Annotated in this window: 11 protein-coding genes; all 11 read left to right on the top strand. The window is 41.4% G+C overall.

Translation table 11 applies throughout. The features are described 5' to 3' along the window. Positions 1–189 precede the first annotated feature (189 nt). The 11 genes from F0249_RS01715 to F0249_RS01665 all read left to right on the top strand — a co-directional run bounded on the left by F0249_RS01715 (position 190) and on the right by F0249_RS01665 (position 13280). Positions 190–1197, top strand: a complete 1008-nt coding sequence (locus F0249_RS01715; protein ID WP_017052435.1) for a hypothetical protein — start codon at positions 190–192, stop codon at positions 1195–1197. Between the two features lie 27 nt (positions 1198–1224). After that, entirely contained in the window at positions 1225–2232 is a 1008-nt protein-coding gene (lpxD, locus tag F0249_RS01710) for a UDP-3-O-(3-hydroxymyristoyl)glucosamine N-acyltransferase (protein WP_171755630.1), read from the top strand. A 26-nt stretch (positions 2233–2258) separates the two neighbouring features. Beyond that, complete coding sequence (locus tag F0249_RS01705; RefSeq protein ID WP_017052437.1) at positions 2259–2660, top strand: hypothetical protein; 402 nt, start codon at positions 2259–2261, stop codon at positions 2658–2660. A 32-nt stretch (positions 2661–2692) separates the two neighbouring features. Next, positions 2693–3175 (top strand): glycosidase, encoded by a 483-nt coding sequence (locus tag F0249_RS01700; protein ID WP_017052438.1) that lies wholly within the window; start codon positions 2693–2695, stop codon positions 3173–3175. A gap of 129 nt (positions 3176–3304) precedes the next feature. Next, a complete protein-coding gene (locus tag F0249_RS01695; RefSeq protein WP_171755629.1) occupies positions 3305–4426 on the top strand; it encodes an ABC transporter ATP-binding protein in 1122 nt (373 codons plus the stop codon). Between the two features lie 126 nt (positions 4427–4552). Then, on the top strand, positions 4553–5290 hold the full coding sequence (locus tag F0249_RS01690; protein ID WP_367613430.1) for a phosphatase PAP2 family protein: 738 nt from the start codon (positions 4553–4555) through the stop codon (positions 5288–5290). Between the two features lie 268 nt (positions 5291–5558). Further along, a complete protein-coding gene (locus tag F0249_RS01685; protein ID WP_171755628.1) occupies positions 5559–7595 on the top strand; it encodes a methyl-accepting chemotaxis protein in 2037 nt (678 codons plus the stop codon). A 349-nt stretch (positions 7596–7944) separates the two neighbouring features. After that, complete coding sequence (locus F0249_RS01680; protein WP_017052442.1) at positions 7945–9273, top strand: anaerobic C4-dicarboxylate transporter; 1329 nt, start codon at positions 7945–7947, stop codon at positions 9271–9273. Positions 9274–9704: 431 nt separating this feature from the next. Continuing rightward, a complete protein-coding gene (locus F0249_RS01675) occupies positions 9705–10697 on the top strand; it encodes a BMP family ABC transporter substrate-binding protein (RefSeq protein ID WP_136995031.1) in 993 nt (330 codons plus the stop codon). Between the two features lie 2 nt (positions 10698–10699). Continuing rightward, positions 10700–12217: a GGDEF domain-containing protein gene (locus F0249_RS01670; RefSeq protein WP_253825260.1), complete on the top strand. Its 1518-nt coding sequence runs from the start codon at positions 10700–10702 to the stop codon at positions 12215–12217. Between the two features lie 184 nt (positions 12218–12401). Further along, entirely contained in the window at positions 12402–13280 is an 879-nt protein-coding gene (locus F0249_RS01665; RefSeq protein WP_171755626.1) for a glycerol kinase, read from the top strand. The last annotated feature ends 72 nt before the right edge of the window (positions 13281–13352 follow it).

Below are 13352 nucleotides of genomic sequence, written 5' to 3'. Positions count from 1 at the left end.
GCGAGCATTTGTGATGAAGATCAACAATTACCACTACTAAAAGTGACCAATCTCTCATTTGTTATAAATCCAGGGAGAAAAAAGAAATTAAATGCAGAACAATAATTAGGCGTTCAACGTGAACTACTAAATATTCATTGCATTGAACTATTCAATAAAAATATACCGCTGGATTGATAAGGAAATACTGTGAAAAAAACACTACTGTCCGTACTAATCGCAAATACGCTTGTCCTTAGTACCACCGCATTCGCTTCAGATGATCGAGGATTTGCCCCTCAAGACACTTTTTTTGATGACGCTATGCAATTTGGTGGGCACGTTGGATCATCAATTGAGTATGAATACAAAAACACAACTGACTGGGCCAAATGGGGCGGAGTCAAATCAACAGAGCAAACAAGAACCCACGAAGTGGTAAGCCTGTTCTACAGAAATGCGAAATGGAATTTATCGGCTCTATACGCGTTCAAACTAGAAGACCGTAAAAAAGAGCAAACGGGATACAGTGAGACTGAAGATGGATATAAACATCTCTTATCTCTTGATAAAGGCTTCAATATTGGCGGGGGTTGGGCGACAGGTGCCGTCTACGATATTGAGTACACAAGAAGTCAGCTATACAGCACGGCTGGTACATCAGGATTAAGAAAAACGAAAACAGAGCATAGCTTTCGACCTTACTTAACTTATTGGAGCAATGAATATAACGCTGGCTTCTACTCCAACCTTGAGTATCTGTATAACGATGAAGATAAAAGTGCGTGGGGAACCGTAAAAGAAGAAGGCTATAGCTTGTTGTTCAAGCCATATAAACGATTCGATAATTGGGAGCTAGGCGTTGAGTTCTTCTACCAAATCAAAGAGAACGATGCCAATGGCTCTAAAGTCAGTGATTTTACAGAGAAATACTTCGAACCAATCGTTCAATACAGCTTTGATGACGCAGGCACCATGTATGTACGCGCTCGCATCGGTGAAAATGAAACCAATGGTATCAATAGCAATGATGACTATTTCAAAGACATCCGTAAAGCAACCATTGGTTATGAGCAAGCTGTAGGTGACGACTGGTTAGTTAAAGCGGAATACGAGTGGGCGAAAGATACCGAGACATCAAATATGGATCAGTACGCTGGCGATGAAAAAGTAGTTGAACAGAACACTCTATTCTTACAAGCTCTATACCGTTTCTAACTATCAGACAATGGCAGACAAAATATTATGATAAACGTTTCAGAGATAGCTCAAATCGTTGGCGGTAACATTGAAGGCGACGAATCGATGGAAATTAATCGCATACGTCCCGTTCACAGTGATGAACAAGGTGGTCTCGCGATTGTTTTCTCGAAGAAAGATCTCAAGGCAATATCTGAAACCTCGGCTGATGTGATTATTGGGCCATCAAGTATTTTGTCTTGCCCTGCTAAAACAAAAATTGTCATCGACTCGGTGGATGCTGAAAAACTAAACCACTTAATGCGATATTACAAAGCCAGTAAATATAAGCTATTTGATCAAGGTAACACATCTGAAAACCCTGATGTTTACATTGGTAAATATTGCCAAATAGGTCAGGGCTGTCACTTCATGCCGGGCGTAAAAATAATGAATGGCGTCACCATTGGTCACAACGTCGCAATTCATGCCAATACCGTCATCAAGGAAGGGACCGTTATAGGAGATAATGTCACCATCGATTCCAATAACTCAATCGGCAATTACAGCTTCGAATATATGACAGGCAAAAAAAGCCGTTACGAACGTGTCGAAAGTGTTGGCAGAGTCATTATTGAAAGTGATGTCGAGATTGGCTGCAATAACACCATCGATAGAGGAACCCTTGGGGATACTATTATCGGACAAGGCACCAAAATTGATAACTTGGTTCAGATCGGCCACGACTGCCACATAGGAAAACACTGCTTACTGGTGTCTCAAACAGGATTTGCTGGACATACAACTCTAGAAGATAACGTCATCGTTCATGGCCAAGCAGGAACCGCTGGGCATTTAACCATCGGCAAGAATTCTGTGATCAAAGCAAAATCAGGCGTCAGCCACTCGTTCCCAGCAAATAGTGACTTATTTGGTTATCCCGCGAAAGACGCAAGAGCCTATTACAAGAACTTAGCCGCTCTCAATAAATTAACCAAAAGTTCAAAATCGAATCAACAACCAAAAGAGATCGGAAAAGAGAGAAGCTTTTTCGCCAAGATCTTTAATTTTTAGCCATTTTATAAGTAGTGAAGAATCACATGGACGAACCCATCAATATCATTGAAGCTACCATCCGAGCTTGTAATAGCAAGATATATGTAGAACTTGGAAATCAATCTTGGTTGCATATTCCTGAGCATCAACAAGACAAGCTTAAAATGTATATTGATCAACCCGTTGAATTTGGTATTCGCCCCGACTTCATTACGCTTGCAAAACACAACGAGCAACTTAATACCATCCAAGGAAAAATAACAGAGCTTCACTGCAAAGATAATGTTCAGCATATTAGCTTTGAATTAGCCAACAGCCTCATCACTTCGAAAGTTCGAGGACGGATGGTCACCAGTAAAAATATTGGTGAATATTTCAGATTCAATTTTGATACTTATTTCAGTCATATTTTCGATCTAGAAACACACTCCAATATCACTATATAAATATTAGTCAAAGAACAATAAGGAAATTAACGATGAAACACAAAATTCTGCTTGCCGCTATCTTGTCTACTGCATTAATGGGTTGTGCGAGTACATCAGAACCAGCCGCACCAAAGCAAGCTTTAGCCACAGGGCCTTTTGCCGACTGTAACCTCCCAACAGTAGAAGAACGTGGCCCAATTCGCCCTTCTCTATTTGTTGTTGGTACTTTCCCTGATGGGCAGTGGATGCATATGGATAATCGCCAAATGCAATACAAAGGCAACGGAATCTATCAAGTCGTCAGCGAAGAAACTGCGGGTAACGTTAGCCTTCAGTTTGCCACCATGAGCTGGAATCCTCAATTTACGGCAGATGGCAAAGCAATGACGGCTGGCTACGTAAAAGAACTCAAACGCGGTGGCTTTGCTAAAAACACAGTGGTCAATATTCCAGAAGATGGCAAATACCTGTGGAGTATCGAAGTGACCGAAGAGAAAAAACCAGTAAGAGCACTGATCAAAAAATGTAACTAATCTCAACCTGCGCTTCACTGCTTTCTCGAAGCGCAGTTGTTCATCCAAATAATGACTGTCCCACACGAGTCATTATCTGAATGGACAACAATTTAAATCTTCAGTTTTAACCCGTATACGGAGTATCAAATGGCAACAGTTAGCCTGCGTAAAGTAGAAAAAGAGTATGACAATGGTTTTAAAGCCGTACACGGTATCGATCTCGACATACAAGAGGGTGAATTCATGGTTTTTGTTGGGCCATCAGGCTGTGCAAAATCCACCACTTTACGAATGATCGCTGGGTTAGAAAGCATTTCTGGTGGTGAAATCCAAATTGGAGACAAGGTGGTTAACGATCTTCCTCCAAAGGATCGCGGCATTGCCATGGTGTTTCAAAACTACGCGTTGTATCCCCATAAAACCGTTTTTGACAATATGGCTTTTGGGTTAAAAATGCAGAAAAAATCCAAAGAAGAGATCAAGCAACGTGTTGAAGAAGCGGCAGAAAAACTTGAAATAACGGATTTACTCGACCGTAAACCAAAGGAAATGTCTGGCGGACAAAGACAGCGCGTTGCTGTAGGCCGAGCTATCGTACGCAAACCTGACGTATTTCTATTTGATGAACCGTTATCAAATTTAGATGCCAAACTACGTGTATCCATGCGTGTAAAAATCGCTCAGCTTCATCAATCACTAAAAGAAGAAGGTAACCCTGCCACCATGGTGTATGTCACACACGATCAAACCGAAGCGCTAACGCTGGGCGATCGGATCTGTGTACTGAACCAAGGTAAAATCATGCAAGTTGATACTCCAGCGAACCTATACAACTACCCAGCAAATAAATTTGTGGCGGGCTTTATAGGCTCGCCATCGATGAATTTGGTCAATACTGTACTGAGAAAGGAAGGGGATAATATCTATGTTGAGCTAGTTGATGGTGCTCGAATTATGATCCCGACCGACAAGCAAGAAAAGCTGACCCACTATATTGATAAACCGGTTTGTCTGGGGATTCGACCTGAGCATATTAGCCTAGCGCAAGACGACGAATTCATTAATGTCCATCCAGGAAAGCTCACTGTAGTAGAGAATCTAGGGAATGAGAAATATCTTCACTTCCGCATTGGCGATAATGAAATTGTCGCAAGGGTTAACGATCAACATATCACCACCTCTTATATTGGCAACGAGATAAGATTCAATTTTGATTCCGCCTTCTGCCATGTGTTTGATGCCGAAACAGAGCAAAACCTAACCTTATAATCAATCAACGATGAGTCTTGTTCAACTGAGACTCATCTTCCCTTCAACTAAAACTGACACAGCGTTGATGCTTTTTCCACATCCAGTCACGTATGATTATGCAAATTTTTTAAACAATGAATTACTGTGACTCATTTCTTTCAAACCAAACGCTCCGGTTGTATCGCACTCGCCATGTACATGTTGTTGGTCATTGCGATGGTATTCATTATTCCGAGCATCGACCTCTCCTCAACAGTTAGCGATTCCACTGGATCTCTACTTCAGTGGTTGACTGATTCCGCAGGGAGCCACGGTTTCCTATTTTCTACCATCGCACTATGCCTCATACCAATCTATCTAAAGCTTCCTAAGTCCACGATGCTTAAGCTTGGTGCACAACTTGGCATTTTGTTGGTGCTGAGTTTTGGGGCAAAAACCTTACTTAAACAGGTCACCGCAGTTCCAAGACCTTATGCCAACTTTCTGCAACATATCGATGCGGTAAAGAGTGCGGAAACGTTTTATCAATTAGACGTTGAGAGTAAAAATGCAGTCATTGAATCGGTCTCAAACACGGTGAGCCCTTGGAGAACCAGTCATTGGCTCGGGGAAATGGATTACTCATTCCCTTCCGGACACACGATTTTTGTATCGGTCTGTATTCTGTTTTTTGGAGGGATTCTTATTCAACATAAGCGTTATATGTTATTTAGCATCATTCTTACTTGGGGGATTGGTGTTGCGTACAGCCGGCTTTGGTTAGGAATGCATAGGCCAATCGATCTTGTTGGCTCTATGGCATGTGCACTCATTTTATACTGTCTAATTCCGGAGCAGTGGATACAAAATAAAGTCGATTATCTACTAAAAATAAACCATTAGAAACTCTCTATGTCAGACGGATGAGTTATTAAATCAATATATAAAATACATTAACCTTACATTCTCATACTGACATATTGCCTTGTTTTTAAACAAGAATAGATTTGCTGAAAGTTTTGCCTCCCATCTTAGGTCATATTCACAATAGAAATAAAAGCTTAATGTATATCAATATCCACTATTGATAATTTTGTAGTATGCGGTAAAACTGAACAATGAAATCATTCATCTAATATTGATATGTATGTCACCTAAACAAGGGCCAAAAATGATAAATAGTTACAAAAACCGAAGTGTTGGGTTTCAACTCAAACTGGTCATTAGCCTGTGCTTACTCATTGCGTTCACTTCAATCGCAACATTAGCATATCGAACTGCATCAAAAACGCTACTCGAAACCACATTGACTGAACATCAGTCTAAAGTGGAAGCGATGGCTAAAACAATTTCAGGTCAATTCGATGCCTACCTGCATAGCGCAAAAACTTTAGAGTCCACTTTTCGAAATGGCTATCTAGCAGGTGTCTACTTAGAAGATTACACCGTTGATTTTCAAGGGAAAGAAATTTTTAACGTCACTCAATATGGTGAAAGCTTGATCAACGATACTAAGCTTGTTGACAGCTTCACCCGTGATACTGGCGCAGTCGCAACACTCTTTGTTCCATCCGGAAATGATTGGGTTCGCGTATCTACATCTTTAAAGAACCCAGCAGGTAACCGAGTCGTCGGGACGACCCTTGGAACCAACCATCCTGGTTATCAAAAACTGAAAAGTGGCCAACCTTACTTTTCACAAGTAAAACTGTTTGGCACAAATTACATCACTTATTACTCACCAATTTTGACCTCTGACGGTCGATCTATGGGGATCTCATTCATTGGTTTACCTGTAGAAGAAGCGACGCAAGAGCTGTTTAAATCTCTAAACTCAGTACATTGGGGAGATACGGGCTACACCATTCTTGTCGATAATGCTCAAGGACGTCAAGGCCGCTACCTACTCCACCCTAAAAACGATGAAAACGATCCGCCGATCACTGAGACAACAGATTACGCAGGTAACAAACCTTACTTACAAATCTTCGAACAAGCTTCAGGAACCATTACATATCCATATGAATACAATGGAACGGTCGGTGAAAAATACTTAGTGTTCACCGAAGTTCCTGGCTGGAACTGGAAACTGTTAGGTGGCACATTTATTAAAGAAGTAACAAAAGGCAGCGATGAATTACTAAAATTAATCGCGCTCATTTCTGTACTCGTTGGCGCTGCAACATTTGTTGTATTGACCATCTTTTTGAATCGAACACTAAGTCCATTGACTTTGCTTAGTGGTTATATGACCAAGCTTGGTAAAGGCGAAGTCAGCATCAAAATCCCAATGGGCAGTGAGAATTCATCGAATGAGATCGTAAACCTCAACAATGGGGTTTCATCCATGGCGAGCCAGCTCGATGAATTGGTTGCTCAAATCCGAACCACCAGTGATAGCGTAAGCGCTCAATCTAATGATGTTGCTGGTAATGCTAATCAAAGCTTAACTCAAGCAGATGCGCAACAGCAGCAGGTTGAACAAGTCGTCGCAGCAATCGAAGAGATGGCAACGTCTGCACAATCCGTTGCTGAACAGGTTGAAGCGATTGCAGAGAATGTACGCCAAGCAGACACAGATAGCCAAGCAGGGCTTGAAGTTGTGGAAAGCGTCTGCATTGATGTCGCGCAGTTGAATGACCAGCTAGACCAGTCTGCTGAAGCAATTGAAACGGTTAATAAAGATAGTGAAAGCATTCAATCGGTCACAAGAATGATTGATGAAATAGCAGAACAAACCAATTTACTCGCTCTTAATGCGGCTATCGAAGCGGCTCGTGCGGGTGAACAAGGCCGTGGGTTTGCGGTTGTTGCTGATGAAGTTCGCACACTTGCACATCGCACACAAACATCGGTTAAAGATGTGGTGACGATTATTGATCAGCTAAAAAGCTCGACAAGCAATGCAGTGAAGTTAATGACACAGAGTCAAGACAATGCAAACCATGTATTGAACAAAGCACAACAAGCAGGCGGCGCGCTAGAGTCAATCGCAGAACAAGTCCGCTCAATCGCCTCTCAAGCGGATACCATTGCCGCAACATCTGAACAGCAAGCGCAAGTATCACAAGAAGTGGCAACCAGTGCGACCGAGATTAATGACCTTAACACTCAAAGTCGTAGTGTCAGTGAGAAAACATCCGCTAGCGCTCAGCAGCTTCAGCATGAGGCGAGTTCACTAAAACAGCAAGTTGATTTCTTCCATTAATAGACTCTTTGTTTAAACCGGTGATGACATTGATTTAGCCCAACGTCATCACCGAAGAGGATTTCACAATCATTGGGCCCCGCAATAACAGCGTTGTTGCGGGGTCTTCTTATATCCTCAATATGCATATTAATAAAAAGAATAATAAATTAACTCAGGAGGACAATTAACATAACGTTTTACCTACAGAATTTCCGTTATTTATTTACTTTTATCAGCTATAGCGTGACTAACCCTTAAGTATTAATATTCCATTTTTACTCGTTATTATTGTGTGAGCTGCATTTCATAAATTAAACCCATTTGAGCGGAAAATATATCCAACAATACTAATTAAAGGGATATATCTATGCTGTATTTAGAGTTTCTATTTTTGCTCTTAATGCTCTATATCGGTTCTCGCTACGGCGGTATCGGACTTGGAGTCGTGTCAGGAATCGGGCTTGTCGTTGAGGTTTTTGTTTTCAAAATGCCACCAACGTCTCCGCCAGTGACTGTGATGCTTATCATTTTAGCGGTTGTCACTTGTGCTTCAATTCTTGAAGCCGCAGGTGGATTGAAGTACATGCTTCAAGTCGCTGAAAAATTACTAAGAAAAAATCCGAAGCGCGTGACATTAATTGCTCCATTTGTTACCTATTCAATGACTTTCCTTCTGGGCACTGGTCATGCGGTTTACTCAATCATGCCAATTATTGGCGATGTCGCATTGAAAAATGGTATTCGACCTGAACGACCAATGGCAGCCTCTTCTGTTGCATCCCAAATTGCCATTACTGCTTCGCCAATCTCTGCTGCTGTTGTCTATTACCTCGCGCAATTGACAGATATCCAAGCTGATATCACGCTGCTTTCTATCTTGCTGGTTACCGTTCCAGCAACGTTATTTGGTACGCTATTAATGTCTCTTTATAGCCTAAAACGCGGTAAAGAATTAGACGATGATGAAGAGTATCAAGCACGTTTGGAAGATCCTATTTGGCGCGAAAAAATCCTTAATACTACCGCGACATCTTTAGATGAAGAGCTACCAACCTCTGCTCGTAATTCAGTATTAATCTTCTTAGCGGCGATTGCTGCCATTGTCTTCATTGCCATGGTTCCAGAGATCCGCACCATCGTTGAGGGTGATAAACCCATTAAAATGTCGGTTATCATTCAAATGATGATGCTCGCGTTTGGTGGTGTAATTCTTCTCGCCACAAAAACCGATCCTAGAGACGTACCTAACGGCGTGGTGTTCAAATCAGGAATGGTTGCGGCTATCGCTATCTTCGGTATCGCATGGATGTCCGACACCTACTTCAAATATGCAATGCCACAATTTAGATCCGGTATTGTTGAAATGGTAACGAACTACCCTTGGACCTTCGCTTTAGCGCTATTCATTGTATCAGTTGTGGTTAACTCACAAGCAGCGACGGCTCGGATGATGCTTCCTGTCGGCTTAGGGTTAGGACTTGACCCAGCTTTACTGATCGGCTTGATGCCTGCAGTATATGGTTACTTCTTTATTCCGAACTACCCATCAGACATTGCAACCGTGAACTTTGATAGCTCAGGAACCACTAAAATTGGCAAGTGGTACTTCAACCACTCCTTCATGTCTGTCGGTTTAATCGGCGTCATTGGTGCCTGCTGCTTAGGCTATGTTCTAGGACAGATCGTCATCGGCTAAACAGCAGCAACTGAATAACAACAATTAAAACGCAGGTGCTCTAGCCTGAACATGAGTGCTTGCGTTTTCCCCTTCTTAATATGCCATTTAGAGTTTAAGTATCGCTTACTAGCTTTAATTAACTGAATAATAGAAAATCCTCGCTTAACCGTATATTCCCTCATAAATCAAATGGTTGCATTTCGTTACATTTGTAATATTGACAAGTACAAGTCGTATACTTTCCAATACGCACTCAATTGCTTTTAACAAATATCTAAAACTATAATCCAGTTGGCATTTTGTTTATTTTAATACCGTTATAATCAGCAATTGCGTCATTTAGGTGTTCAAATTATGGTCAATCCAAAGCAAAGTGCTGGCCAACATAATATATATAAAACTTAACACCTATGCGTCATACATAATAAAATAATAATTGAGACAATTCAGTGGCTAAAAAAATATTAGGGCTTATCGCAGCACTACTCACCTCCCACGCTCTTGCTGCTCATGACGAGTTAAAACCCTTAGTCTTATTTCAGGGAAAGTTAGATGAAGGAACTTATCTACACATGATTGATCGGGGCATCACTCGCTTTGAGGAGGTCTCTTTAATTCCCGTGACTCGTAAACGGCTTGAACGTGATAACGAAGCCTACCTCAGTGAGTTAAGAAAAAATGCAGAGCAAGGCTACAGCCCTATCATTGTTCAAGATGCTAATTCACTCGAACACTTTGATCAGGTGGCCAACAACTACCCATCGACTCGATTCATCTCTCTAGATGTCGCGTTCGATGTCCCTAACATATTGGGCCTTACCTTTAACCATGCAGAAGGTGCCTATGTGATTGGGTACGCTGCAGGGCTAAAAACGACAACAAACAAAGTTGGGTTTATCGGCGGGTTAGATATTCCTGTCATTGAAAATTTCCGCTGTGGGTATGAATTAGGGCTAAAAAAAGCCAACCCAACAGCCACGCTTTCTACTGATTACATTAATACAGGCGCGTTTTCGTGGGATGACTCTGCAACGGCGAAACGACTGGCAGAAACGATGACCAGCAATGATGTTGACGTTATATTTCCTGTCGCAGGCTTTGCTAGCCAAGCCGTCATGGAGACCATGAAAAATACAGAAGGTGGATTCAGTTTCGGAATCGACTATGACTACAGTAGTAAGTATCCAAACACGGTTGTAGCCTCATTAGAGAAGCGAGCTGACCGTGCTATTTTTGCGGCTCTAATGTTACTAAAAAATGATATATGGAACAGTAATGAGAAACGTTTTGGGATAAAACAAGGCATTATTAACATTATCATCAACCAGAATAATTCCAATTTATCCGATGATGAAAAAGAGCAGATCAATGATGTTCTCGTAAAACTGAAAGGCAAAAACAATTCAGTTACGCGTGAAATTTCAACCCTATGTCAGATATAAAAATGAAGAAACTCTCTTCCTACATTATTATTTTATATACCATACTAACCTTAGTTCCGATGCTGGTTATCGGAGGGTTTGGGGTAACAAAAACATTAATTTCTGAACAAAATGAGCAGAGAAACTTATACGAAAAAGTCCTTTCTCAACAGCTCATTAATGCTCAGAAATCACTAAGCCGCTTCGATCTCCCTCTAGCAGAGTTAGTGGTTAACGACCTTTCGCGCCTCGATTACATCACATCCGTAAGATTAGAGTCTGAAATTTATGCGATGACACTAGCAGAAGTCGTCAATGATACCACTCAAGCAACTGATCTAATTGAGTTCTCTTACCCTGTATATGGCGTGAAAGGCAATAGCTTAGGGAGCTTAGTGATCTACAAAGATAACGACGCATTTAGTAACGCTATTTATTACTCCATGCTACCTAAAGTAGTGCTATTCATTTTACTGGTTGCCTCGATCTCTTACCTTTTTAGCCGTCAAATACTCGCTACATTGAAAAAACCATTCAGCGATGTGCAAAATTTCACCTTATTGGTTGCCAATGGCGAATTTGAAACCCCGCCTCCGAAGCACAACCGCTTTGTCGAGATTGATGCTCTTTTTTCATCTTTAGAAACCATGCGTATTCGTCTATTGGGCTCTATGAAACAACTAAGACGGAGTGAGGAACGCTACTCAAGAACCTACAATTTAACTCAAGTGTGTCTATTTGTTATCAGCGTTAAGACGGGGAAAATAGTCAGGGCGAATCGTAAATTCATGCAGATATTTGGGAGTATTAAAGCCATCAATAATGCAGATGATGGCATGCTGCTGGCTCAATTCATCCGCTTACTTATGCTACGTGAAAACAATAATGGATTCGAGTATTCACTGACTATTGCCAACTCTACGAAGTACTTTCAGGTAAACCACTCTGAACGAATTCAAGATGAAATTGAGTGCTCAGCTCTAGACATTAGTGAGCTTATCGAAGCAAAGCAACTGGCAGAATTACAACTAAAGACAGATGCTCTTACTGGGGTTCCAAATCGAGTTAGCTTTAACGCATTTGTTGAGCAAGTAGAAGATGGGTTCCACGATAGCTTTACACTTATGATGCTTGATTTAAATGGTTTTAAAGCCATCAATGATACTTATGGTCACCTCGCGGGAGATGCTCTTCTAAAAACGATCGCCTTGCGTTTAGCGGCCGATGTTGCGTCATTAGGTTCCGTCTACCGATTAGGTGGTGATGAGTTCATCGTTTGTCTCACCAAGCTTCACTCAGAAGAACGCCTTCAAGAGATCGCAAACTCATTAGTAAAATCTATTGAGGGCGTGATCCACCATAAAGGACACCTACTCTCCCTCTCTGCTAGTGTGGGCATTAGCCACTATCATGCCTCTAATGGCGTCGCGATTAGCGATATTTTACACGATGCAGATGTCGCCATGTACTATGCAAAAACACATAAATTGCCTCCTGTTTTCGCCCATGACTTAGCGACTTCTTCCGCTCAAAAAGCTTAGCCTATGGGCTGTTGATCCTAGATTCTAAGTTTTAGGGTCTAGGGTTTAAAAACTTTAGCTTTGATTTTGAGTCGTTTTGTTTATGAATAGCGTAGGTTCCAATAAGCTTTGGCCTCTATGTCCAAAATACTCATGATTGCGGAATGCTGATATGATAAAGACGTCTTAACCTTGGAGTCTCTATATGTCTGAAAAAATCTCAACTTCTGCGCTTGCTAGACTGCGAGATATCGAACCCAAGCAACTATTTTCTGACTTAAAAAAAGCAGGCTATATTGTACGAGTAGAAGATAAGTGGATCCTTACTGAACAAGGCGAAAAGTTCGGCGGAGAGTTTCTTGATCACCCCAAATTTGGGCCTTTTATCATCTGGCCTAGCAACCTCCTCATTGATATGGACGCCACTACTGGTCAACTTCAAAGTGCCACCCAACTTGGGGAGCGATTTAAACTCAATGCAAAAAAAATTAACCAACTTTTAAGTGAATTAGGCTGGATTAAAAAAACAGATCAAGGTTGGGAAATCACAAGTTCCGGATTTCGAGTGGGTGGGGAGCAAAGAGAAGATAAAGCATCTGAAAGCCTATTTGCTTTATGGCACGATTCCATTTTACGTAATAAGCGACTAAAGCAGTCTGTTATTGAGTTCCTTGGACAAGATGCTGAGACTCACGCGACGGATAAATCAATATCCAGTTTTAGACAGAAGTTTGAAGCCAAGCACCGTACTCTTGATGGGCACTATGTTCGCTCTACCGACGAGCTAATTATTGATAACTGGCTGTATATGGCTGGTGTTGTTCATGCCTATGAGAGACAACTTCCAATCAATGAAGATGTCATCAGTGATTTTTATATTCCTGCTGGAAAAGTCTATTTGCAGTACTGGGGCTCAGAAACAAGTACAGGCAGTAGTGGTGCTCGCGCACAAAAAAAAGCCGCGACTTTGGCTATATACCAAAAACACGACTTCAATTTGATTGAACTCTTCGCTGAAGATATTCCAAACCTAGATACGGTACTTCCACCAGCATTGCGCAAATTTGGAATCAAGGCTTACTAAAGTTTCCGACAAAAAGGCTACCTACAAAAAGCTCAGCACAATAAGCGTCATCACTCAGCATAATCCATACGT

It is taken from the genome of Vibrio sp. 03-59-1 (genome assembly GCF_013114135.1).
Taxonomy (GTDB): domain Bacteria; phylum Pseudomonadota; class Gammaproteobacteria; order Enterobacterales; family Vibrionaceae; genus Vibrio; species Vibrio cortegadensis.
Note: the sequence above shows the minus strand (reverse complement) of the source record. Positions and strands in the feature narration are given on the sequence as shown.